This window comes from Paraburkholderia sp. UCT70 (assembly GCF_050434085.1).
Lineage (GTDB): Bacteria > Pseudomonadota > Gammaproteobacteria > Burkholderiales > Burkholderiaceae > Paraburkholderia > Paraburkholderia tuberum.
Genome location: NZ_JBNPVZ010000004.1, coordinates 467,464 through 492,150 on the forward strand (window position 1 = coordinate 467,464; position 24,687 = coordinate 492,150).

Consider the following 24,687-nt stretch of genomic DNA (forward strand, 5'->3'; position numbering starts at 1 on the left):
CATGAGTGAGCTTTTCATCGACGGCGAATGGGCCGCCGGCACAGGACCCGTATTCGCATCGCGCAATCCCGGCACGGGCGCGGTGGTGTGGCAAGGCAACAGCGCGTCGGCGGACGACGTCGATCGCGCGGTACGTAGCGCGCGCCGCGCGTTCGCCGCATGGTCGGCGCGGACGCTCGACGAGCGCTGCGCGGTGGTGCGCCGCTTCGCCGCGCTCGTGACAGAGCGCAAGGAAGCGCTCGCCGAAGCGATCGGCCGCGAGACCGGCAAGCCGCTGTGGGAAGCGCGCACCGAAGCGGCCTCGATGGCCGCGAAGGTCGAGATATCGATTCAGTCCTACAACGAACGCACCGGCGAAAAGCGCTCGGCGATGGCCGACGGCACCGCGGTGCTGCGGCATCGTCCGCATGGCGTGGTGGCGGTGTTCGGGCCGTACAACTTCCCGGGCCATCTGCCGAACGGGCATATCGTGCCCGCGCTGATCGCCGGTAATGCGGTCGTGTTCAAGCCGTCCGAACTTGCGCCCGGCGTCGCGGCGCTGACCGTGCAGATCTGGCGCGACGCGGGGCTGCCTGCCGGCGTGCTGAATCTCGTGCAGGGTGAGAAGGACACCGGCATCGCGCTCGCGAATCACCGGCAGATCGACGGACTGTTCTTCACCGGTAGTTCGGATACGGGAACATTGCTGCACAAACAGTTCGGCGGACGGCCGGAGATCGTGCTCGCGCTCGAAATGGGCGGCAACAATCCGCTCGTGATCGGCCCGGTCGCGGACCTCGACGCCGCCGTGCACCACACGATTCAATCGGCGTTTCTGTCGGCGGGGCAGCGCTGCACGTGCGCGCGCCGCATCTTCGTGCCCGACGATGCGTTCGGCGAGCGTTTCCTCGCGCGCCTGACGGAAGTGACCGCGCGCATCGGCGTCGGTGAATACAACGCCAGGCCGCAGCCGTTCATGGGCGCCGTGGTGTCGGCGCGCGCGGCCTCGCGTTTGATCGGCGCGCAGGAGCGTCTGCTCGCGAGCGGCGCGAAGGCTCTGCTGAAAATGGAGCAGCGCGATCCGCAACTCGGCTTCGTCACGCCCGCGATTCTCGACGTGACCGACGTAAAGGACCTGCCCGACGAGGAGCACTTCGGTCCGCTCGCGCAGATCATCCGCTACCGCAATTTCGACGACGCGCTCGAACGGGCGAACGATACGGAGTTCGGTCTCTCGGCGGGCCTGCTCGCCGACGACGAAGCGCTGTGGGCGCATTTCCAGCGCACGATTCGCGCGGGCATCGTCAACTGGAACCGGCCGACCAATGGCGCTTCTTCAGGAGCGCCGTTCGGCGGGCCGGGCCGCTCGGGCAATCATCGGCCGAGCGCGTACTATGCGGCCGACTACTGCGCATACCCAATGGCCTCGGTCGAGAGCGCGCAACTGAGCATGCCCGCGAGCGTCTCGCCGGGCCTTCAATTCTAAGGATCGACGATGCTGCAAGCCACTGAAGCCAATTTCGACGGCCTGGTCGGCCCGACTCACAACTACGCGGGCTTGTCGTTCGGCAACGTCGCGTCGCAGAACAACGAGAAGTCGGTCGCGAATCCGAAGGCCGCCGCGCGCCAGGGTCTGCGCAAGATGAAGCAGTTGGCGGACCTCGGCTTTCATCAGGGCGTGCTGCCGCCGCAGGAGCGTCCGTCGATGCGTCTGTTGCGCGAGCTCGGTTTTTCCGGCGACGATGCTTCGGTGATCGCGCGCGTCGCGAAGAACGCGCCCGAACTGCTCGCGGCGGCGAGTTCGGCCTCGGCGATGTGGACCGCGAACGCGGCGACGGTGAGCCCGTCCGCGGATACGCACGACGGCCGCGTGCATTTCACGCCGGCCAATCTGTGCAGCAAGCTGCATCGCGCGATCGAACATGAGTCGACACGCCGCACGCTGCGCGCGATGTTCAGCGACACCGACCGCTTCGTCGTGCACGAGGCGCTGCCCGGCACGCCCGCGCTCGGCGACGAGGGCGCGGCGAATCACACGCGCTTTTGCGAGCAATACAAGGCGCGCGGTGTCGAATTCTTCGTGTATGGGCGCAGCGAGTATCGTCGCGGGCCGGAACCGAAGCGCTATCCGGCGCGCCAGACGTTCGAGGCGAGCCGCGCGGTCGCGCATCGTCATGGCTTGCAGGAAGCGGCGACCGTGTACGCGCAGCAGAACCCTGAAGTGATCGACGCGGGCGTGTTCCATAACGACGTGATCGCGGTCGGCAATCGCAACACGCTGTTCTGCCATCAGCTCGCGTTCGTCGAGCAGCAGGCGGTGTACGACGAGCTGCGCGCGAAGCTCGCGAGCCTGCACGCAGGGTTCAACGTAATCGAAGTGCCCGACGCCCAGGTCAGCGTCGCCGATGCGGTGACGTCGTATCTGTTCAACAGCCAGCTGCTGACTCGGCCCGATGGCAAGCAGGTGCTGGTCGTGCCGCAGGAGTGCCGCGAAAATCCGCGCGTGGCCGCGTATCTGGATGAGCTGACTTCGCGCAGCGGTCCGATCGACGAGGTGCTCGTGTTCGATCTGCGCGAGAGCATGAAGAACGGTGGCGGCCCCGCATGTCTGCGTCTGCGCGTCGTACTCGACGACACCGAACGCGCCGCGGTCGCGCCGGGTGTGTGGATCGACGACACGCTGTTCGGCCGTCTCGATGCGTGGATCGAAAAGCACTACCGCGATCGTCTCGCACCCGCCGAGCTGACCGATCCGAAGCTGCTGGTCGAGTCGCGCACCGCGCTCGATGAGCTGACGCAAATCCTCGCGCTGGGCTCGCTGTATGACTTCCAGCGCTGAGCACACAATGGCGGCCCCGAGCGCGATGCTCGACGATTTTCTCGCGTGGACGCTCGCGGGTTCCCGGCCTGCCGCGCATCAAGTGCAAGGCACGTGTGCGAACGGCGTGCGCTGGACTTGGCAGGGCGACGGTGTACTCGTCATCGAGCCCGCGGAGCAGCACGCGGACATCCGTAGCGTGCTCGTGTCGGCCGGCGTGCATGGCGACGAAACCGCGCCGATCGAACTGCTGTCGCGCATCGTCGCCGATATCGCGCAGGGCCGCGCCGTGCTTGCATGCCGGTTGCTCGTGATTCTCGGCAACATCGAGGCGATGCGCGACGGCGGCCGCTATCGCGACGACGATCTGAACCGGCTGTTCAGCGGCCGTCATCTGCAACTGCCGCACAGTCATGAGGCGCCGCGCGCGGCCGCGCTCGAACAGGCCGCGACGCGCTTTTTCGCCGACGCGTCCGCCACGCCCGGCGCGCGCTGGCATATCGACATGCATACGGCGATCCGCGCGTCGGTGTTCGAGCGCTTCGCGCTGTTGCCGCATACCGGCAAGCCGTTTTCGCGCGCGATGTTCGAATGGCTCGGCGACGCGCGTATCAGCGCGGTGCTGCTGCACACGACGAAGGGCAACACCTATTCGCACTTCACCGCGCAAGCGTGTGGCGCTGATGCGTGCACGCTCGAACTCGGCAAGGTGCGGCCGTTCGGCGAGAACGACCTGACACGCTTCGAGGGCGCGGATCTCGCGGTGCGCGCGCTGCTGGCCGGCACGCGCGTGGGTTCGCAAGCCAACACGCAAGCCGCTCTGCCGCGTGTGTTCACCGTCGTCGATCAGCTGACCAAGCAAAGCGACGCATTCGAGCTGCTGCTCGCGCCGGACGTGCCGAACTTCACGCCGCTCATCAAGGGCAGCTTGCTGGCGCGCGACGGCGACTATCGATACACGGTGCAGCGCGACGAAGAGCGCATCGTGTTTCCGAACCCGACGGTCAAGCCCGGCCTGCGCGCCGGTCTGCTCGTCGTCGACACCACCGCCGATACGCTGTCCAGGCTTGTCTAGACAGGTTCCATGTACAATCGCGGGCTTCGCGGCTGTCGCATCTACGGGTCACGCCGGCCGCGCGAGTCCGAAGCGCGGCCGGCGTAATCCGACTGTGCGCGCAGAATCGGCTCCGTTTCAGTCCACACCGTAAAGGAACATCCGTAATGAAGAAGAATTGGCCCAACCTGGCCGCACTCGCGCTGTTCGCGACGGCGGTGTTGACGGCAGGCACCGCGTCGGCGGCTGAGATCAAGGAAGTGCGCTTCGGCGTCGAGGCGTCGTATGCGCCGTTCGAATCGAAGTCGCCCGCTGGCGAGCTGCAGGGCTTCGACATCGACGTCGGCAATGCCGTGTGCGCAAAGCTGAAGGCCAAATGCGTGTGGGTCGAGAACTCGTTCGACGGCCTGATCCCGGCGCTCGAAGCGCGCAAGTTCAGCGCGATCAACTCGGACATGACGATCACCGACCAGCGTCGCCAGGCGATCGACTTCACCGATCCGATCTACACGATCCCGAACCAGATGATCGCGAAGAAGGGCAGCGCTCTGCAGCCGACGCCCGCATCGCTGAAGGGCAAGCACGTCGGCGTGCTGCAGGGCACGATCCAGGAAACCTATGCGAAGGCGCGCTGGGCGCCGGCCGGGGTCGACGTCGTGCCATATCAGACGCAGGACCAGATCTACGCGGACCTCGCGTCAGGCCGTCTCGATGCGTCGTTCCAGGACGCCGAAGCGGCATCGAAGGGCTTTCTGAAGAAGCCGCAGGGCGCGGGCTTCGAGTTCGCCGGTCCGGCCGTCAGCGACGACAAGCTGCTCGGCGCGGGTGTCGGCTACGGCGTGCGCAAGAACGACAAGGCACTGAAGGATGCGCTGAACGGCGCGTTGAAGGAGCTGAAGGCGGATGGCACGATCGACCGCCTCGCCGCCAAATACTTCGACGTGAAAGTCGTGCTGAAGTAACGATGCATCGAAGTGTGCAAAACGGCCGCTCGTTGCGGCCGTTTTGCTTTCTGCACGCGTGTCGCAAACGTTCAACAAATATTTCGAGATATTGCCTCGTGAGCCTGTTCGTGCCCAATGACGCTGCGATAAAATTGCGACGCACGCTGCCGCGCGCGACGGAGCTTGCAACGTCACAGAAACGCGCCAACGTGCAGCGAAAAACAGAACATAGCGGCCAGGCGCCAGCGGCGCCGAGCGGGGACTGGAATGACCACCATCGCAATCGAGACTCTGAGCCACAGCGGCACGACCGACGACGCGTCGCTCACCGCCAGCTACGCAAGGCAGCCCATTCTGAATCGGGACGGCATGCTGTGCGGCTATGAGATCAAGGTGCGTGCGCCCGAGCTGCCGCTCGCCGACGCGGACGGCATCGCCCCGCAAGCCAATACCGATCTCCCTCCCGAAACCGACGCGTTGCCGGGCCGCGCGCCCACGCCGGTGCAACGCGTCGCGCGCGCGATCGTGCGCGGGCTCGTGCAGGGCGACGTGCGCGGCGCGCTGACCGGCCATCCGGCCTACCTCGACGTGAGCCGCGAGCTGCTGCTCGACGACGCGATCCTGAGACTGCCCGCCGAGCGCTTCATGCTCGAGCTGCCTTCATCGCTCGAAGTCGACGACGCGTTGATCGCGCGTATCGTGTATCTGCATGGCCGCCGCTACCGCTTCGCGCTCGACGACGTCACGCAGCCCAACGAGACTTTCGCGAAGCTGCTGCCGTACGCCGAAGTCGTCAAGATCGACGTCACGCGCACACCGCGCGCGCTGCTGCCGAAGCTCGCGAGCGTGCTGAAGTCGGCTGGCAAGCTGCTGCTCGCATCAGGTGTCGATGCGCAGGCCGACTTCGAAACGGTGCACGAGCTCGGCTTCGACCGCTTCCAGGGTTATTACTTCGCGCGCGCGCAAAGCTCGGCGACGCGCCGGGTCAGCGCGCCGCGCCACGCGCTGCTCAATCTGCTGCAACTGCTCGCGGGCGACCCGACGGTCGCGCAGCTCGAAGCCGAGCTGAAGCTGAACCCGGTGCTCGTCATGCATCTGATGAAGCTCGCGAATTCGAGCGGCCTCGCGGTCGGTCACAAGGTGACGACGCTGCGCGACGCGATCAACGCGACCGGCACCGACCGCATCGCGCGCTGGACGCAGCTGCTGCTCTACGCAGACGGCCGCAAGGTCGCGCTGGAGGACGATCCGCTGCTGCAACTCGCGGCCACGCGCGCGCGCTTCATGGAACTCGCGATCGAGCGCATGCCCGAGGCGGGCCGCGACGAAGCCGATGCGGCCTTCCTGACCGGTGTGTTTTCGTTCGTCGATGCGGTGTTCGGCGGCTCGCTCGAAAATACGCTGAACATCCTTACGCTGTCGCGACCGATCCAGGCCGCGATCCTGCATCGCGAGGGCAGGCTGGGTCTGCTGTTGAGCGCGGTCGAAGCGCTCGAAGGCGGTGCATGGAAGCGCGTCGCCACGCTATGCGAGCGTCTTGCTCCGTTGACCGTGGAAGAGGTCGCGCAGATGGGTCTCGCGGCCGGCGCATGGGCCGGTGTCGCGGATCGCAGCGCGGAAGGGCTCGAGCGGATCGAGGATTGAGTGGGGTAAAAGCCCCACACGGTGCCCGGATAAAATCGTTTTCGGGCAAACACGGAAAGGATCGAAGTGAAGCGGCGTGTTCAACGATCACGCCAGGTCTTCACATCGTCTCCATTTCCCGCATCTGCCCCTGGCCGAAAAAACGTCCTAACTCCCGTGCCAGTTCGTTGAGCACGCTCATCTCCTTCTGCGAGATGCGGCGCGCCTCCTGCGTATGCGACCAGTCGCCGTAGAGCAGCGCGACCGTCTGATCGGTTTCGTCGACGATCGGCAGCAGCACGAACGCGCGCGCGTCGTCGAACGAGCGCCGGAACCACTCGGGCAGCCGCGCGACCATCTTCGGATCGCGCGCATTCTCGATGAAGATGCCCACCGAGTTCGCGATCGCGAGATGAAATACGTCGGGTTCGAACGCGGTGTTGAACGAGAGCCGAGGCAGCGCCGCGTCGATCTTCGGCCCGAAGCCGAGACGCGCCTTGAACGCGCCGCTGCTGTGCTTGACGTACACCACGGTGCGCGAGAAGCCGAGCGCCGCGAGCACGGTCTCGGCGGCCATCGCGAGCGCCGGTGCGAGCGGGCTGCCCTCGGGCAGGCCGCGCAGATCCTTCACCCCGATCTCGATGCGCGCCTCGGGTGTGAGCGCCTCGCGCGCGATCGCATCGGCATTCGCGCGTAACTCGACGATCTCGCGCATCACGCTGTCGCCGCCATCCTCACGCGATAGCGCGACGCTCATCTGCAGCAGCACCTCGGGGTCGGTGTTCAGCGCGCTGCTGTACTCGTGCGCAAGCTCGCCGATGCGTGCCTCGCGCTCCCCCTCGGGCATGTTCTGCTGGGTGAGCACGTCGGCGACCGCGGTCGAGTAATTGGTGATCGCGCGCAGCCACTGCACCTGGCGCGGTTGCGTCACATCCTCCGGATCGAACTCACCCATGCCCGAGCGGATCGTGTCAGGCAGGCGCCAGCGCACCGCGGCTTCGGCGCCGATTTCATCGAACGTCACGCCGAGCACGAGCACGCACGCATCGGTTTCGAGTGCGCCGCCATCGATATGGCGGCGAATCTGGTCCCATTCGGTGTCGAGATAGAACACGACCAGCAGCTTGCCGATCTGCCGCATCAGCGTGCAGACCACCGCTTCCTCACCGGCGCGCAGGTCGCCGCGCTCGGTCAGCTTGCGCGCGACGCAGCCCGACAGCAGCGTGCGGTTCAGTTCGAGTTTCGCGTCGATGCGGCGCGGCGCGCTTTGATGAAAGTGATCAACGATCTTCAGACCGACGACCAGATGGCCGACCGCATCCATGCCGAGCACCATCAGCGCGCGCGACACGGTCGTGATGTTGCCGCCGAACGCCATGTACATCGCCGAGTTCGCGAGGCGCAGCACCTTCTGCGTGAGCGCGAAGTCCGACAGCACCACTTGCACGAGGCCGGTGAAGTCGAGGTCGTCGTTGGTCACTGCCGCCATGGTGGTGCGCAGCGATTGCGACAGCATAGGGAAATCGCCGCGCTCGCTCATTCGCGTCCAGAGCCGGTCGAGCACTGCCGCCTTTACCATGTGAGTCCCGCAAAAGCCATACGTGTTCCAGTGAATGCCATGCCGGCCGTGAGCCGGCTTGTTGCGCTGCCTGGGCGTCGTGTCTGCATCGCCCGTTACGCGCCGTGCAACTGAAGCTCGCGCGTTTCGAAACGCTGCGCGAGTTCCTCGGACGGCAGCGCCTTGCAAACGAGCCAGCCCTGAATGTGATCGCAGCCCATCTCGGTGAGCAACGCGCGTTGCGCTTCCGTTTCGACGCCCTCGGCAACCAGTTCGAGGTCGAGCGTCTGCGCAAGGCCGACGACAGCGCTAACGATTGCCTGATCGTTTCGCGAGGTTAGCAGATTCTCGACGAAACTCCGGTCGATCTTCAGCTTCGCGAGCGGAAAACGCTGCAGGTACGCGAGGCTCGAATAGCCGGTGCCGAAGTCGTCGACGGCGAAGCGGATGCCCATCGCGGTCAGGTCTTCGAGCAAGCCTTTCGCGTGCGCAGGGTCGTGCATCAGCAGACTTTCGGTGATCTCGAAGACGAGGCGGCGCGGATCGATGCCGGTCAGCTCGATCGCCTCGCGCACCGAGTCCTTGAAGCGCGGATCGCGAAACTGCTGCGGCGACACGTTGACGGCCACGTACTGCAGCGAAATGCCCTTCGCGTCCCACTGGATCAGTTGCATGCACGCGACCTTCAGCACCCAGTTGCCGAGAAAGTTGATGAGCCCGATCGACTCCGCGAGCGGAATGAACATCGACGGCGGCACGAGGCCGTGCACCGGATGCGTCCAGCGAATCAACGCCTCGACACCGACCACGCCCCGCGTGCGGCTGCTCGTGATCGGCTGGAAGTGTAGCGAAAACTCGCCGTTGCGTACGCCGTCGTAGAGGTCGGCCTCGAGTTTAAGGCGCTCGGCGTCGGCCGGGTTGTCGTCCGGTACGTAGAACGCCAGCGTGTTGCCGCCCGCGGCCTTCGCCTGCAACAGCGCGTGGTCGGCCCAGCGCAGCAGGTGCGTGTCGTGGCCGCCGGTGTCGTTGGCGTGGCGCACGTCCGGGTACAGCGCGATGCCGATGCTGGCCGACAGGTGCACTTGCTGGCCCTTGAACACGTACGGCTGCTGGATCGCGGTCAACAGACGCCGCGCCAGCGCTTCGGCGGCCGCCGCCGCGTCGGTGCGGCTCGCGGCAGGCTTCACGAGGATCGCGAACTCGTCGCTGGCGACGCGCGCGATCGTTTCGTTCGGGCTCGTCATGTTCAACAGGCGCCGCGACGTGTCGCGCAGCATCTCGTCGCCGGCGTCGTAGCCGAGTGCGCGATTCACGCGCTGATAGTCGTCGAGATCGAGCAGCAAGAGCGCGACCGGCGTGCCGTGCGCGTCGGCCCTCTGTTGCGCGTCGAGCAACGCGTGCAGCAAGCCCGACTGATTCGGCAGGCTGGTCAGCCGGTCCAGATGCAGCGCCTGGGTCAGGCGCTCTTCGGTGGCGCGCCACGACGACACGTCAAAGCCGGCGATCGCGTAGCCTTCGACGCCGTCGTGGCTGCTGCGCACGACCCGCAGCTCGACCGTGATCGGATAGGTCAGCGACTTGACGAGCCCGAGCGTCGCTTTCTCGACGTTGCCCGAGGCCGCCGCGAGCTTGAGCAGCGCGTCGAGGCGCGGCACGTCGGCGGGCGCGACCAGATCGTGCAGCGTCGCGGTTTTCAGGTATTCGCGGTGATAGCCGATGAAGCGCAGGCTCGCGTCGGACACGTAAATGAAGCGCAGCGCATCGTCGACGTGCGCGAGCAGATCGACCGCGCCGACCACCTGTTCCAGTGGGGGCGGGCGATTCGCGCTGCTCGGCTGGTCGTCGTCCTCGCGCCGGCCGAACGCTCGCAGCCGGTCGATGACCGTGCGCAAGGAGCCCCGGCGGGGCGCGGTGATCGTGTTCGCTTCCATGTTTGTCGCTGGCAACCTGGGTTCGTCCGCGGGCGGGGGCTGCTTGTCCGCCGGTCCGGGCGGCCAGGAGATAGCAGGCCGCCCCATCAGAACGAGATAACGACGCATGCGGGGAAATCTTTAGCGGCCGTGGAGAAAAACATCTGGTAAGGAGAAGCCTGGCGCCGTCGCCGGCACGATTCGGTTAAAGTGACACCGCCTCGCGGCCGTTAATACGGCGAATCCCCTTTATTTGGCGACGCTGATGACGTCGCGCTGCATAGACTTTCCGAACCTTGCACTGATGATCCATGTCCGAACGCCCCGTCGTCAGGTCCGCCAGAGCCCCACGGCCCGTCCCGCGGGACGTCGAGGTGCGTGATGTCCTCGCCGGCGCGTCGGCCGGCTATCGTGAGCACGGGGAGCTGGACGCTGCCCCGCAGTACGTCTATGTCGGCCGCCAGCCGATTCTCGATCGCGATGGCGCGCTTCACGCCTACGAGCTGCTGTTCCGTGCCGGAACGTACAACTACGCCGAAATCAGCGACGACACGCAGGCCACCGCGCAGGTGGTCGCGCGCACGATCGGCGGAATCGGCGTACCCGCCGTGCTCGGCCAGCATCGCGGCTTCGTCAATATCGATCGCGCGCTGCTCTTTAGCGACATCGTCCATCTGATGCCGCCCGAGCGCTTCGTGCTCGAAATCCTCGAAACCGTGCGCTACGACGCCTCGCTCGCCCGTCGTCTCGGCGAGTTGCGCGGCGCCGGCTTCCAGGTCGCGCTCGACGACGTGCACGATCTGTCCGACGAGCTGAGCGCGATGCTGCCGTACGCCGACATCGTCAAGATCGATTTCCTGCAGACGCCGCGCCGCACCGTCGCGAAGCTCGCGTCGACGCTGCGCGGCCACGGCAAGACGCTGCTCGCCGAGAAGGTCGAGACGCGCGAGGACTTCGCGCTCGCCCACGAGCTCGGTTTCGATCTGTTCCAGGGCTACTTCTTCGCGCGGCCGCAGGTGCTGGCCGCGCCGCGCAACCGCTCGCTGCGTCCGGGCCTGCTGCGGCTGCTCGCGTTGCTGTCGCGCGACGCCGGCATCGTCGAGCTCGAGGCGGAGCTGAAGGTCAACCCGGGCGTGGTCGTGCAACTGCTGCGGCTCGTCAATTCGAGTGCATTCGGCCTCGGGCGCAACATCGCGTCGCTGCGCGAGGCGATCATCGCGACCGGCACGCGGCAGATCGCGCGCTGGGCGCAACTGCTGCTGTACGCGGACACCGGCGAGTTGCCGTGGCGCGCCGATCCGCTCGTGCAACTGGCGGCGACGCGCTCGCGCTTCATGGAGCTCGCCGCGAACTGGCTGCGTCCGGCCGACGGCGAATTCGCCGACGCCGCGTTCATGACCGGGATTTTTTCGCTCGTGCACATCGTGCTCGACAGCACGCCGGACGCGGTGCTCGAGAAACTCGGCCTCGCGCCGCAGATTCGCGACGCGATCGTCGCGCGCAAGGGCGAACTGGGCGCGCTGCTGCTGATCGCCGAGGTCGCGGGCGAGGGCGGCGACGCGGCGCCGGTCGCGACGGCGGCGGGCTTCCACGCGCTGACGCCCGACGTGCTGTCGGAGCTGAACCTGTCGGCGGCGGCGTGGTTCGGCGCGCACGTGGCGGAATTGGGCGTTTGATGCGTCGAGCTCGCGCGCCGCACCCTTTCGATTCGCTTGTGATCCGGGCGACGACCCACGCCGCGTGCGCATCCGTGGTCCAATAGGAAGTTCAGCGACGGCCTGTGACGTCGGCCGAAGCTGTCTCCGATGGACCCGATCAATTGCGTGCGCTCACGCGTGGAGGAGCAGATGAAGACAAAACACATACCGGCGGTACTGGCCGCCGTCATGGCGTTCGGATTCGCAATGCATTCGCCGCTCGCCTCGGCAACCCTGAAGCCCGGCGATACGGCGCCGACGTTTACCGCCGAGGCCTCGCTCGGCGGCAAGACCTACACGTATTCGCTCGCCGACGAACTGAAGAAGGGCCCGGTCGTGCTGTACTTCTATCCGGCCGCGTTCACGAAGGGCTGCACGATCGAGGCGCACGAGTTCGCCGATGCCGTCGACGAATACAAGAAGTACGGCGCGACGGTGATCGGCGTGTCGCACGACAACATCGATACGCTGACGAAGTTTTCGGTCAGCGAATGCCGCAGCAAATTCCCGGTCGCGGCCGACGCCGACGCGAAGGTGATCAACGCATACGACGCGGGCATGCCGTTGAAGGCCGGCATGGCGAATCGCGTGTCGTACGTGATCTCGCCCGACGGCAAGATCATCTACGAGTACACGAGCCTGTCGCCCGACAAGCATGTCGAGAACACGCTGAACGCGCTCAAGGAGTGGTCGGCCGCGCATAAGGGGCAGTGAGGGGCAGTGAGGGGCCGAACGCGCCGTCGCATTTGCCCGCGCTAGCCGACTAAAACCATTTGCCGGATGAGCTTGCGATGCCGATTGTCGTTGCGTTGATTGCGCTGATCGCGCTGGGGTACGGCGCGGTGCGTGCCTTTTATGCGCTGCAGGCCGCTTTCGGGCTGGCGGTGGCGGAGGGTGTGGCTGTGCTGGTTGCCCTGCTGATCGCCGGTGCGCTCGCGTACTGGCGGCAGCGGCGCCGCGAAGTCGCGCCGAACGTGCGCGACGGCGACTGGACGCACGAATTGAAGGGAAGTTGGGGCTCGGTGCGGCTCGCGGCGGCCAAGCGGCTCTGCGAGATTCGCGTCGGCGACCAGCAGGGCGCGTATATCTTCGCCGATCTGCTCGCCGCCGAAGCACAGGGCCGCGACGCACAGGCGCGGCTCGCGCTGAAGGTCAAGGACTCACGGCACGGCGAGTGGCTCGTGCCGATGTCGAACGAGCGGGCGGCGCGCCGATGGCAGCGGATTTTCTCGCTGGCCATCGAGCAGAAGCTGTGAGCGGCACCTTCACTACATCATGACGACGTCGGCGCCGCGCCACCCGCGCGGCGTGCCTTTCTCGCCTCCCAGCGCACGCGGATGCGATCCATGTACAGATAGACGACCGGCGTCGTATAGAGCGTCAGCATCTGGCTGACGATCAGCCCGCCGACGATCGAAATACCGAGCGGCGCGCGCATCTCCGCGCCTTCGCCGCTGCCGAACGCGAGTGGCAACGCGCCGAGCAGCGCGGCGAAGGTGGTCATCATGATTGGCCGGAAGCGCAGCAGACAGGCCTGGTAGATCGCGTCGCGCGACGGCATTCCCTTGCGCGACGCGTCGATCGCGAAGTCCACCATCATGATCGCGTTCTTCTTCACGATGCCGATCAGCAGGATCACACCGATCAGCGCGATGATGCTGAACTCGGTCTTGAACAGCAGCAGCGCGAGCAACGCGCCGACGCCCGCGGACGGCAGCGTCGACAGGATCGTCAGCGGGTGGATGTAGCTCTCGTACAGGATGCCGAGCACGATATACACCGCCGCGAGCGCGGCGAGGATCAGGATCGGTTGGTCGGACATCGACTGCTGGAACGCCTGTGCGGTGCCCTGGAAGCTGCCGTGAATCGTGGTGGGCATGCCGATTTCGGCCATCGTGTCGTAGATCGCCTGCGTGGCGGTGGACAGCGACACGCCCGGCGGCAGGTTGAACGAGATCGTCGAGGCGACGAACTGGCTCTGGTGATTGACCGATAGCGGCGTGGTGCCCGGCCCGAAGCTCGCGATCGCCGACAGCGGCACCATCGTCTCCTTCGCGGTCGACACTGCCGAACCCGACGACGCGCTCGACTTGCCGCTCGCCGCGATGGAGTTGATCGCCTGGTTGCGCGCGGAGTCGGCTGCGATGCTGGCCGCGCTCGTCGCGGTGGTGGCGGCCGTGCCGCCGGTTGCCGCGCTCGTCGTGGTCGACGTGCTGGTCGCTCTGGACGTTACGGTGCCGGCCGGCGCGTTGGTGGTCTGCGCGCCGCTCGCGCTGCCGCCCGACGTGCTGACGAAAATCTGCTTCAGCATCTCCGGGCTCTGCCAGTATTGCGGCGCGACTTCCATCACGACGTGATACTGGTTCAGCGGGTTGTAGATCGTCGACACCTGGCGCTGGCCGAACGCGTCATACAGCGTGTTGTCGATCTGCGCGGGCTTGATGCCGAGGCGCGATGCCGTGGCGCGGTCGATCGTCACCATCGCTTCGAGACCGCCTTGCTGCTGGTCGGAGTTCACGTCCGCGAGCTCCTTGCGCGCCTGCAGCGCCTCGGTGAGCTTCGGCCCCCACTTGTACAGATCGGGCGTCGAGTCGGCGAGCAGCGTGAACTGATACTGCGCGTTCGATTGCCGGCCGCCGACACGGATGTCCTGCACCGCCTGCAGGAACGTGCGCGCGCCGGCCACGTCGCCGAGCGGCGCACGCAGTTGCTGGATCACCTGGTCGGCGGACAGCTTGCGTTCGCTCTTCGGCTTCAGCGACATGAACATGAAGCCCGAGTTGGTCTGCCGGCCGCCGGTGAAGCCGGCCACGCTGTCGACCGCCGGATTCTTGCTGACGATTTCCATCATCTGCGAGAACTTGCCCTTCATTGCCTGGAACGACGTGCTCTGGTCGGCCTGGATGCCGCCGATCAGGCGCCCCGTGTCCTGCTGCGGGAAGAAGCCCTTTGGCACGATGATGTAGAGCGCGATGTTCAGCGCGACGGTCAGCAGCAGGACGAGGACGATCAGCAGCGGATGCCGCAGCGCCCAGCCGAGCGTGCGCTCGTAGCCGCGCTGCATCGATGAGAAACCGCATTCGAGCCAGCGGCCGAAGCGGCTTTCCTGTTCTTTCTCGTGCGGCTCGCGCAACAGGCGCGAGCACATCATCGGCGTGAGCGTCAGCGATACGACCAGCGACACCGCGATCGCGAGCGACAGCGTCAGCGCGAACTCGCGGAACAGCCGCCCGACGATGCCGCCCATCAGCAGGATCGGCAGGAACACGGCGACCAGCGAGATGCTGATCGACATCACCGTGAAGCCGACCTCGCGCGCGCCGATGAACGCCGCTTTCATGCGCGGCACGCCGTCTTCGATGTGGCGCGAGATGTTTTCGAGCACGACGATCGCGTCGTCGACGACGAAGCCGGTCGCGATGGTCAACGCCATCAGCGACAGATTGTCGATCGAGAAGCCCATCAGGTACATCGCGCCGAACGTGCCGACGATCGAGATTGGCACGGCCACGCTCGGAATCAGCGTGGCGCGCCAGTTGCGCAGGAACAGGAACACCACCATCACGACGAGCGTGACCGCGATCACGAGCGTGCGCTCGGTGTCCTTCAACGACGCGCGGATCGTCGTCGAGCGGTCCGAGGTCGGCGCGATGTCGACGTCGGCGGGCAGCGACGCGTGCAGTTGCGGCAGCATCGCCTTCACGCGGTCGACGGTCTCGATGATGTTCGCGCCCGGCTGCCGGTACAGGATCACGAGCACCGAGCGCTTGCCATTGAAGAGACCGAGATTGCGCAGATCTTCGACCGAATCGACGACTTCGCCCATGTCGGAGAGTTTGACCGGCGCGCCGTTGCGATAGGCAATGACGAGGTCCTTGTATTGCGACGCCTTGCTCGCCTGGTCGTTGGTGTATAGCTGTACCCGGTTCTCGCCGAACTCGATCGCGCCCTTCGGGCTGTTCGCGTTGGCCGCGGCGAGCGCCGCGCGCACGTCCTCGAGGCCGATGCCGTAATGCGACAGCGCATGCGGCAGCAACTCGACGCGCACGGCCGGATTCGCCGAACCGCTGACATCCACTTCGCCAACCCCCTGCACCTGCGACAACGACTGCTGCAGCACCGTCGCGGCCGAATCGTATAGCTGGCCCGCCGTCAGCGTGCTCGACGTCAGGGCGAGAATCAGGATCGGCGCGTCGGCCGGGTTGACCTTGTGGTAGGTCGGGTTGCTGCGCAGGCTCGCGGGCAGGTCGGCGCGCGCCGCGTTGATCGCCGCCTGCACGTCGCGCGCGGCGCCGTCGATGTTGCGGTTCAGGCCGAACTGCAGCGTGATGCGCGTCGAGCCGACCGAGCTCTGCGACGTCATCTCGGTGACGTCGGCAATCGAGCCGAGATGCCGCTCGAGCGGACTCGCGACGCTCGTCGCGACGGTCTCCGGGCTCGCGCCCGGCAGCGTCGCCTGCACCGAGATGGTCGGGAAGTCGACCTGCGGCAGCGGCGCGACCGGCAGCTTCGTGAACGCGAATACGCCCGACAGCGCGACGCCGATCGCCAGCAGCGTGGTGGCGACCGGACGGGAGATAAACGGACGCGACAGGTTCATCGCTCAGTTCCCTGCATCGGTGGCGGGCGGCGTGGCGCTACCGGACGAATCGCCGCGGTTAAAGCGCTCGCGCAGCCGGCGGCCGAGCGAATCGAACGCGAGGTAGATCACCGGCGTCGTGAACAGGGTCAGCAGCTGGCTCACGATCAGGCCGCCGGCGATCGCGATACCGAGCGGCCGGCGCAGCTCCGAGCCCGCGCCGGTGCCGAGCATCAGCGGCAGCGCGCCGAGCAGCGCGGCGAGCGTGGTCATCAGGATCGGCCGGAAGCGCAGCAGACACGCCTGGTAGATCGCCTCGCGCGGCGGCTTGCCTTCCTCGCGCTCGGCGTAGAGCGCGAAGTCGATCATCATGATCGCGTTCTTCTTAACGATACCGATCAGCAGCACGATGCCGATGATGCCGATGATGTCGAGATCGTGGCCGGTGATCAGCAGCGCGAGCAGCGCGCCGACGCCGGCCGACGGCAGCGTCGACAGAATCGTGATCGGATGGATGAAGCTCTCGTACAGCACGCCGAGCACGATGTACATCGTGACGATCGCCGCGAGGATCAGGAACAGCTCGTTGGCGAGCGACGCCTGGAACGCGAGCGCCGCGCCCTGGAAGCGCGTCTGGAACGACGCGGGCAGACCGACGTCCTTCTCGGCCTGCTGGATCGCCTTGACCGCCGCGCCGAGCGACGAACCCGGCGCGAGGTTGAACGACACCGTGGTGGCCGGGAACTGGCTCAGGTGCGTGACCAGCAGCGGCGCGGGTTGCTCGATGAACTTCGCGATCGACGACAGCGGCACCTGGCCGCCCGTCGACGTGGAAGAGGGCAGGTAGATCGAGTTCAGCGACGTGGTGTAGTGCTGCATCGTCGGCTGCGCTTCGAGAATCACGCGGTACTGGTTCGACTGCGTGAAGATCGTCGAAATGATGCGCTGGCCGAACGCATCGTACAACGCGTTGTCGATGGTGGCCGGTGTGATCCCGAAGCGCGCGGCGGTCCCGCGGTCGATCTCGATGAACACCGAGCGGCCGTTGTCCTGCAGATTGGTCGCGACGTCCGCGAGCTCGGGCGACTGCTTGAGCCGGTCGACCAGCTTCGGCACCCACGTGCTGAATTCGCTGATGTTCGGATCGGTCAGCATGAACTGATACTGCGTCGGGCTGACGGTCGAGTCGATCGTCAGGTCCTGCACCGGCTGCATGTACAGCGACGCGCCCGGAATATGCGCGACGTCTTTCTGCAACTGGCGGATCACCTCGCTCGCGGTATTGCTGCGGTCGTCGCGCGGCTTCAGGTTGATCAGCATGCGGCCGCTGTTCAGCGTGATGTTGCTGCCGTCCACGCCGATGAACGAGGTCAGGCTTTCGACGTCCGGGTTCTTCAGGATCTGGTCGGCGAGCGCCTGCTGACGCTCGGCCATTGATGCGAACGACACCGACTGCGGCATCTGCGTGATCGCCTGGATCACGCCAGTGTCCTGCACCGGGAAGAAGCCCTTCGGCACGAACACGTACAGCAGGCCGGTCAGCACCAGCGTGAGCACCGCGACGACCAGCGTGGAGCGCTGACGGTTCAGCACCCACGTGAGCGCGACCGCGTAGCGCGCGATCACCCAGTCGATGAAGCGGTGCGCCTTCGCCTCGAAACGTTGACTGTCGTGCGGCGGCGTGTGGCGCAACAGCTTCGCGCACATCATCGGCACGAGCGTCAGCGACACGACCGCCGAGATGACGATCGTCACCGCGAGCGTGATCGCGAATTCGTGGAACAGGCGCCCGACCACGTCGCCCATGAAGAGCAGCGGAATCAGCACCGCGATCAGCGAGACCGTCAGCGAAATGATCGTGAAGCCGATCTGCTTCGAGCCCTTCAGCGCGGCTTCGAGCGCCGTGTCGCCTTCCTCGACGTAGCGCGCGATGTTCTCGATCATCACGATCGCGTCGTCGACGACGAAGCCGGTGGCGATGGTCAGCGCCATCAGCGACAGGTTGTCGAGCGAGAAGCCGCACAGGTACATCACCGCGAGCGTGCCGATCAGCGACAGCGGCACCGACAGGCTCGGAATGATCGTCGCGTAGACGTTGGCGAGGAACAGGTACATCACCAGCACGACCAGCACGACCGACATCGCCAGTTCGAACTGCACGTCGCGCACCGACGCGCGGATCGTCGTGGTGCGGTCGGTGACGACCTCGACGTCGAGCGCGGCGGGCAGCGACTGCTGCAGCTGCGGCAGCAGCGCCTTGATGCTGTCGACCACCTGGATCACGTTCGCGCCTGGCTGGCGCTGCACGTTCAGGACGATCGCGGGCGTGTTGTCGACCCACGCGCCGAGCTTCGTATTCTCCGGTCCCGCCACGATGCTCGCGACGTCGGTCAGCATCACCGGACGGCCGCTCTTGTATGCGACCACGGCGCTCTTGTATTCGTCGGCGTCGGTCAACTGGTCGTTCGAGTTGATCGTGTAGTTGCGCGTCGGACCGTCGAAATTGCCCTTCGGCGTGTTGACGTTCAGGTTCGAGATCGTGGTGCGCAGGTCGTCGAGATTCAGCCCGTACGCGGCGAGCGCGCGCGGGTTCGCCTGAATGCGGATCGCCGGGCGCTGCCCGCCCGACAGGCTCACGAGACCCACCCCGGCGACCTGCGAAATCTTCTGCGCGAGACGCGTGTCGGCGAGATCCTGCACCTGCGTGAGCGGCAGTGTCTTCGACGTGATCGCGAGCGTCATGATCGGCGCGTCGGCCGGGTTGACCTTGGCGTAGATCGGCGGCGCGGGCAGGTCGGACGGCAGCAGGTTGCCCGCCGCGTTGATCGCCGCCTGGACCTCCTGCTCGGCAATGTCGAGCGGCAGGTCGAGGCTGAACTGCAGCGTGATGATCGACGAGCCGGCCGAGCTTTGCGACGACATCTGGTTCAGCGACGGCATCTGCCCGAACTGCCTCTCGAGCGGCGCCGTCACGGACGACGTCATCACTTCCGGGCTCGCGCCCGGATAGAAGGTCTGCACCTGGATCGTCGGATAGTCGACCTCGGGCAGCGCGGACAGCGGCAGAAAGCGCAGCGCGACGAGGCCGACCAGCATGATCGCCGCCATCAGCAGCGCGGTGCCGACAGGACGCAGAATAAAAGCGCGGGATGGATTCATGCGGTAAGTGCCGTGCCTTTACTTTATTGCGATGCTTGCGCCGCAGCGTGCCGGCCGCGATGCGCGTGCGCGCCCGAGGCGCTCGCCGGAGCGCTCGCGCCGTGCGCGCCGGATGCGGCCGATGCGCCGGAGGCGCCACGCGGCCCCTCGGCCGGAATCGTGATCTTCGCGCCTTCGCGCAGCCGGTCCGAACCGTCGATCACGACGCGCTCGCCGACCGCGAGGCCCGACTGGATGCTGGTGCGCTCGCCGTCGACCGGGCCGACCTTGACCTGGCGCACGGTGACCGTGTTGTCGGCCTTCACGACGTACACGAAGGGACCCATCGAGCCATTCAGCACCGCCGAGGTCGGCACGATCACCGCGTTCCTGATCGTATCGACGAGCAGGCGAGTGTTGACGAACTGGTTCGGGAACAGGCCATTGTCCTTGTTCTCGAAGATCGCGCGCAGTTTGATCGTGCCGGTGGTCGTGTCGATCTGATTGTCCATCGTCTTTAGCGAGCCGACTTCGAGCGGATGCGTGTTGCTGCGGTCGTACGCGGTGGCCGACAGCGACTCGCCGTTCTGCGTGTGCTCGATGATCTGCTGCAGATTGTCTTCGGAAGTCGTAAACACCACGCTAATCGGATCGAGCTGCGTAATCACGACGATGCCGTTGGTGAGGCCCGAGGTCACGTAGTTGCCCGGGTCGACCTGACGCAGACCGACGCGTCCCGACACCGGCGCGGTGATGCGCGCGTACACGAGGTCGAGCTTGAAGCTGTCGATGTTCGCCTGGTCGGACTTCACCGTGCCTTCATATTGCCGCACCAGCGACGCCTGCGTGTCGACCTGCTGACTCGCGATCGAGTCCTGCGCGAGCAGCGTCTGATAGCGCTTCAGATCGAGACGCGCGGTGGCGAGCAGCGCCTCGTCGCGCACCAGCGTGCCCTCGGCGTTGCGCAGCGAAATTTCGTACGGGCGCGGGTCGATCTGGGCCAGTACGTCGCCCTTCTTGACCATCTGGCCTTCCTTGAAATAGACGTCCTGCAGCACGCCGCTCAGTTGCGGCAGCACGGTGACGGTGGCGAGCGGCGTGACCGTGCCGAGCGCGGTCAGCACGACCGGCATCTCGCCCTGCGTCGCGGCGGCGACGTGCACCGGCTGCGCCATGTTGGCCATCGCGTTCGGACCGCCGCGGCCGAAGCGGCCGCTGCGCGCGCCGCTCGCCACACCCGGCGCGCTCGCGCCGCTGCCGGGCCCGCCCCACGGATGCCAGCGCCACAGCACGACGCCGAGCACGACCAGCGCCGCGACGATCAGCGCGACAGTGCGGCCACGGTGGCGTTTCACCGCGCCGGGCGCGCTCGATTGCGCGCCGTTCGCGGACGGCTGGGGAGCGGCAGGGCGTTGGGTTTCCGGGTGCTTTTGTTGTTCGTCCATCGGTTCGGTCGGGTGGCTGGCTTGATGATGTGAGCCGCCAATGCGGTCGGCGCCATTCGAAGGGCGGCTGGCCGGCACATGGGCGGCATGTCAGGTGGTCGTGGCGGCGGGCGCCGCGCGATGTTCAGCGCGATGCTACCCGAGGCGCGGGACAGAGATGTTAACGCAATGCGGAATCATCACGGCTGGACGCGGCCGTTTCGACGGCGCTCACGGCTCGCGGCGCGCGGTCCCGCGACCGGATTGCGTGATCGTACGTTGCGGCGTCTGTAACAGTCCAGCCGCGTATTTTTCGGTTGATTACGAAGGTTACAGCATGTCGGCGAATCGTCGGGCGAGGGCGGGCCGCCGTCGCCACTCTCGCAGATCACGGGCGGCTGGCGCCGCGTTCGATCCCCGCGGGGCGCCGTTTCGCGCCCGTTGCCGCCGACGGCTCATTCGTCGAGCCGGCGCCCCGGCGTGCCGCCGATCTCCAGGACGATCTTGTCGATGCATTCGAGCAGCGCGGGCGCGGCGCGCGTGATCAGCCAGTCGCGCGGACATTGGTCGGCCGAGCCTCCGCAATTGACTGCGTAGCGCTCGCCCGACGGCCCGACGAAGCCGAGCGCGATCGCGTTCAGCCCGTTATACCACTCGCCGGTGGCGATTGCGAAGCCGCGCTCGAGGGTGTCCTGGATCGCGCTTGCGAGACGGCTTCCGATATAGCCCCAATCGTCACCTTCGGCCGTCTGCAGGCCGACCAGCAGACGGTCGCGGTCCGGTTGCGCGAGCGCCGCGAGGTACGCCCGGCCGACGGCGGTGCGCGTCAAGCTCATGCGCGAGCCGATTTCAAGTCGCGACACGAGCACCGCCGAACGCGGCCGGATCGCGTCGATGACGACCATGTCGTAGCGGTCGCGCACCGCCAGATGCACCGACAACGCGGTGCGTTCCGCGAGTTCGATCAGAAACGGCCGCGCGCGCGAGCGGATGTCGAAGTTGCGCAGAAAGCCGTTGCTCAGTTCGAGCACCGACGAGGTCAGCACGAAGCGCTCGCTGTCGGGTAGTCGCAGCAGAAAACCGGTGCCCACGAGCGTCGCGGTGATGCGCGACACGGTGGGCTTCGGGATGCCGGTCAACTCGGCGAGTTCGCGATTGCTGAGTGGTGCGTGCGCGGCGGCGACGGCGCGCAGTACGGTCAGGCCGCGCGCGAGCGCGGTGACTTCATCGCCCGGACCGTCTCGGTCTTTGCTGGCGGGGACCTTGGAGGCGACGGGTTGGTTGGGAGTGGATCGGTTCATGCGTTTTTTTGGAACAGCATTTCAAATTGTTCGTGCGACAACTGTTGACGGCCGCTCACAGAGGCAGGGACATCTCCAAACCAGGGCATCCATTCATACATTTTTAAGAAAAGTCATTGTATCGGAAGAAATTGCCGATCGATGTTCGACGGTATCTTTTTGCTTGACTTAGTCAGCATAACCATAAAAAATGGAACCTCATTTCGAAAGTCGCTTGTCTCCGCTGCATTTTGCGGGCGCGTGAGCGGAAAAATCCCAAAATCCAGGATCGATTGCCCGTCCAATGCGCTTGCGCCTTTCGAATACCTTCTCTCAGGTTCTAGCACGGCCCTCGGAATGGCTAGAACTTTTTAAGGCGTCACGGCAACGTGACGCCTTTTTTTTGTCGTTCACACAAGCCATTGTTCGTATCCGCCCGGATTCATTCGAACGACACTATCAGAACATGCATAGATCCGGTGGTCGTGACGGCAAAACGCTTGCGTAAGTATTTCGCTCACTTACATTCGCCTCGGAAATCTCCACGCGGGTAAGTCCGAGAAGTTTCACAAGCGCGGCGCCCCGAACGAAAGCCTCGAAGCATTAAGCAGCGCTCGGGTGAAATCTTAAGAAACTGCCGCCTCGCGCAAAAGACGTCACGCGAGAACTGCTGGTCGCCTATTGGTTGCGGGTTTTTACATCGCAACTCTGCGCATTTATTTTGACACTGTTTTCTCATTAACGGGATGGCGGGCGGAGAAACGCGCGCGCTGGTTTCGGGCGATCTTCGCGGTATGTGCGCGTCCGCACCAATTGCGGTTTCGGCATCGAAGTTTTTTATCAACCGTTTTAGCAATATTTATCCAATTCACATTGTTACGTTAGCGCTGAGCGTTGCATTTAATGGCTGTGAATTCCCATCCCTTCGACACCGAACTGAGCAACCTCGATTCAACACCGCCGATTGTGCACACCATGAGCGGTGTGGAAATGGCGGTCAATGCGGTTTTACAGATCCTGTTATTGCAGGCTTGGAATCCCTTTTATCTGTCATTCAACATTCCGTCGTGGTCGTTGTCGACGCTGTTTTTTTCTATTTATTGTTTCCGGCGCTCGCGCCACGCCTGCTGTCGATGCGCTTGAAGTCCACGATGCTGATGGCGATGTGGGGCGCCAGCCTGTTGGCGGCCGTGATCGTTGTTGCAGGCGGCTGGTATCAGGCGTGGCCGATCGGTGTGTTGCATACCAATCCGCTGGTGCGGCTTCCGGAGTTTCTGGCGGGCATTCTCGCTTACGGGATATTCGAGGCGAACGTCGAAAGCATTACTGGCATGATCGCGAGTTGCCGGCGGATCATATTCGCTGCTACAGGGGCACTTTCATCGGCGCCACTTTTCTGTTTACGGCGGGAATGCGTTCGTGGGAAGTACTTCTTCACAACGTCGCACTCTTGCCCGCGCAAGTCGCGGTGATTTTTGTTTGCGCGAGCGCACTGCAAAACGCGTCGCCGCGCGTGGCCCCCTGGACGAGACGGCTCGACAACGCTTCGTTGTCGATCTTCGCGCTGCAATACCCGCTATTTATCGGCTTTCTCAAAGTGCAGAAGCTGTTTGGCATTCCGTATTCGCTGTTGTCATGCGTGCCTCGACCGCATGTTTGCCGGGAGGCGGCAAGCCAGGCGCCCGTGCATCTTTCCGCCTATCCGGTCTATCTGATCCTGGTGCTGGTGGCGTCGGTGCTGTTTCAGGAGCGGGTCGTGTTGCCGCTGAGGACCAGGCTGCGCCGCGTGCTGAAGAGCCGCTGGGACGCAGCGCGGCCCGCGCCACTGCCTGCGACGTCTGTGCCGAAGACACAGTGAGACGCGCTGCCGGCCAGGTGCAGGCGTTTGCGCATCCCGGTCCCGCACTCGTCGATGTGGTCACATCGAAACATGAGCTTGCCATGCCTCCGAAGGTGGAACTTGCCCATGCGAAGGGATTCAGCCTTTATATGCTGCGTGCGATGTTGAACGGACGCGGCGACGAGATCGTCGAGCTGGCTCGCACCGAGCTCAGATGAAAACAGGCGCGAGCCCGATTGCCGACGGCTCGGGCCCGCGTCCGTGATCCTCGTCAACGTTTTCGCCTCAGCGCGCCAGCAACGAAACCGTCGCGATGCCGAGAATCGTCATGATTAGCGAAGTGATCACGTGAATCGCCACTTCGCCCGCCGCCCAGCCGAACCGGCCGTCCTGCAGACGCTGCACGACCTCCGCGGAGAACGTCGAGAACGTCGACAGCCCGCCCATCAGACCAGTGATGACGAACAGCCGCCATTCCGGCGTGAGCTGGGGCACACGCGCGAAGCCCGCGACCGCCACGCCGATGATGTAGCCGGCGATCACGTTGGCGGCGAGCGTGCCGAGCGGCAGGTCGCTAAAGACAGGGTTAAGTCGAAAGCCGAGGAACCAGCGAAACAGCGAGCCGAGTGCGCCGCCAATCGCGACAGCGAGAAAAGACCAATACATGGAAGAGGATCGAAACCGGAATGTCGACAGACCGGTTGATGCGGGCGAGTTGATGCCGCGTCCGCATAACCGGGCGTAGCAGGCATCATCAGCCCCAAGGGCGGTTAATGGAGAATGCCATCTCCAGCCGCGAAGTCTAGCATCGGCGCGCGCATCTGGGGACAGGCGCGTGATTCG

At 65.4% G+C, this 24,687-nt stretch carries 17 protein-coding genes, 1 pseudogene and 1 riboswitch; of the genes and pseudogenes, 11 read left to right on the plus strand and 7 right to left on the minus strand.

What is annotated here, in order from left to right; translation table 11 throughout:
• The first annotated feature begins 1 nt into the window (after position 1).
• From astD to OKW41_RS27750, 5 genes are all read left to right on the plus strand, one after another.
• The gene (astD, locus tag OKW41_RS27730; protein WP_429574607.1) at positions 2-1,465 is read left to right on the plus strand and encodes a succinylglutamate-semialdehyde dehydrogenase; all 1,464 of its coding nucleotides are present in this window, start codon (positions 2-4) and stop codon (positions 1,463-1,465) included.
• A gap of 12 nt (positions 1,466-1,477) precedes the next feature.
• Positions 1,478-2,818, plus strand: a complete 1,341-nt coding sequence (gene astB / locus OKW41_RS27735; protein WP_429576492.1) for an N-succinylarginine dihydrolase — start codon at positions 1,478-1,480, stop codon at positions 2,816-2,818.
• Positions 2,802-3,872 (plus strand): succinylglutamate desuccinylase, encoded by a 1,071-nt coding sequence (gene astE, locus OKW41_RS27740; RefSeq protein WP_429574608.1) that lies wholly within the window; start codon positions 2,802-2,804, stop codon positions 3,870-3,872. Before astB ends, astE begins: the two co-directional genes overlap by 17 nt.
• 146 nt (positions 3,873-4,018) lie before the next feature.
• Positions 4,019-4,813: an ABC transporter substrate-binding protein gene (locus tag OKW41_RS27745; RefSeq protein ID WP_176365738.1), complete on the plus strand. Its 795-nt coding sequence runs from the start codon at positions 4,019-4,021 to the stop codon at positions 4,811-4,813.
• A 249-nt stretch (positions 4,814-5,062) separates the two neighbouring features.
• Positions 5,063-6,439: an EAL and HDOD domain-containing protein gene (locus tag OKW41_RS27750; RefSeq protein WP_429574609.1), complete on the plus strand. Its 1,377-nt coding sequence runs from the start codon at positions 5,063-5,065 to the stop codon at positions 6,437-6,439.
• Between the two features lie 100 nt (positions 6,440-6,539).
• Here OKW41_RS27750 and OKW41_RS27755 read toward each other — a convergent pair whose 3' ends face one another.
• Both OKW41_RS27755 and OKW41_RS27760 read right to left on the minus strand, forming a co-directional pair.
• Entirely contained in the window at positions 6,540-7,997 is a 1,458-nt protein-coding gene (locus OKW41_RS27755) for an HDOD domain-containing protein (RefSeq protein ID WP_429574610.1), read from the minus strand.
• Between the two features lie 95 nt (positions 7,998-8,092).
• A complete protein-coding gene (locus OKW41_RS27760) occupies positions 8,093-9,907 on the minus strand; it encodes a putative bifunctional diguanylate cyclase/phosphodiesterase (RefSeq protein ID WP_429449030.1) in 1,815 nt (604 codons plus the stop codon).
• Positions 9,908-10,260: 353 nt separating this feature from the next.
• On the opposite strand from OKW41_RS27760, the gene OKW41_RS27765 reads away from it, so the two are divergent.
• The 3 genes from OKW41_RS27765 to OKW41_RS27775 all read left to right on the plus strand — a co-directional run bounded on the left by OKW41_RS27765 (position 10,261) and on the right by OKW41_RS27775 (position 12,839).
• The gene (locus OKW41_RS27765) at positions 10,261-11,562 is read left to right on the plus strand and encodes an EAL and HDOD domain-containing protein (RefSeq protein WP_429574611.1); all 1,302 of its coding nucleotides are present in this window, start codon (positions 10,261-10,263) and stop codon (positions 11,560-11,562) included.
• 171 nt (positions 11,563-11,733) lie between these two features.
• Positions 11,734-12,297 carry a peroxiredoxin gene (locus OKW41_RS27770; protein ID WP_429574612.1) on the plus strand — a complete coding sequence of 188 codons (564 nt, stop codon included), beginning with the start codon at positions 11,734-11,736 and terminating at the stop codon, positions 12,295-12,297.
• A gap of 77 nt (positions 12,298-12,374) precedes the next feature.
• A complete protein-coding gene (locus OKW41_RS27775) occupies positions 12,375-12,839 on the plus strand; it encodes a hypothetical protein (RefSeq protein ID WP_429449035.1) in 465 nt (154 codons plus the stop codon).
• 17 nt (positions 12,840-12,856) lie between these two features.
• On the opposite strand, the gene OKW41_RS27780 is transcribed toward OKW41_RS27775, so the two are convergent.
• The 4 genes from OKW41_RS27780 to OKW41_RS27795 form a co-directional block, all read right to left on the minus strand.
• Positions 12,857-16,183 (minus strand): efflux RND transporter permease subunit, encoded by a 3,327-nt coding sequence (locus tag OKW41_RS27780; RefSeq protein ID WP_429574613.1) that lies wholly within the window; start codon positions 16,181-16,183, stop codon positions 12,857-12,859.
• Between the two features lie 3 nt (positions 16,184-16,186).
• The gene (locus OKW41_RS27785) at positions 16,187-19,321 is read right to left on the minus strand and encodes an MdtB/MuxB family multidrug efflux RND transporter permease subunit (protein WP_429574614.1); all 3,135 of its coding nucleotides are present in this window, start codon (positions 19,319-19,321) and stop codon (positions 16,187-16,189) included.
• A gap of 23 nt (positions 19,322-19,344) precedes the next feature.
• Complete coding sequence (locus OKW41_RS27790; RefSeq protein ID WP_429574615.1) at positions 19,345-20,745, minus strand: MdtA/MuxA family multidrug efflux RND transporter periplasmic adaptor subunit; 1,401 nt, start codon at positions 20,743-20,745, stop codon at positions 19,345-19,347.
• 434 nt (positions 20,746-21,179) lie between these two features.
• Positions 21,180-22,025, minus strand: a complete 846-nt coding sequence (locus tag OKW41_RS27795; RefSeq protein WP_429574616.1) for an IclR family transcriptional regulator — start codon at positions 22,023-22,025, stop codon at positions 21,180-21,182.
• A 725-nt stretch (positions 22,026-22,750) separates the two neighbouring features.
• Between OKW41_RS27795 and OKW41_RS27800 the strand changes: the two genes are divergently transcribed.
• From OKW41_RS27800 to OKW41_RS27810, 3 genes and pseudogenes are all read left to right on the plus strand, one after another.
• Positions 22,751-23,476, plus strand: a complete 726-nt coding sequence (locus OKW41_RS27800) for a hypothetical protein (RefSeq protein ID WP_429574617.1) — start codon at positions 22,751-22,753, stop codon at positions 23,474-23,476.
• Positions 23,477-23,517: 41 nt separating this feature from the next.
• Positions 23,518-23,862: a hypothetical protein gene (locus OKW41_RS27805; protein ID WP_429449047.1), complete on the plus strand. Its 345-nt coding sequence runs from the start codon at positions 23,518-23,520 to the stop codon at positions 23,860-23,862.
• A gap of 23 nt (positions 23,863-23,885) precedes the next feature.
• Positions 23,886-24,062 (plus strand): annotated as a pseudogene (locus OKW41_RS27810) (ubiquinone-dependent pyruvate dehydrogenase); the annotation flags it as partial.
• Positions 24,063-24,129: 67 nt separating this feature from the next.
• Here OKW41_RS27810 and crcB read toward each other — a convergent pair.
• Positions 24,130-24,510 carry a fluoride efflux transporter CrcB gene (crcB, locus tag OKW41_RS27815; protein ID WP_429574618.1) on the minus strand — a complete coding sequence of 127 codons (381 nt, stop codon included), beginning with the start codon at positions 24,508-24,510 and terminating at the stop codon, positions 24,130-24,132.
• A gap of 72 nt (positions 24,511-24,582) precedes the next feature.
• A riboswitch (Fluoride riboswitch) is annotated at positions 24,583-24,644 on the minus strand.
• Positions 24,645-24,687: the final 43 nt, after the last annotated feature.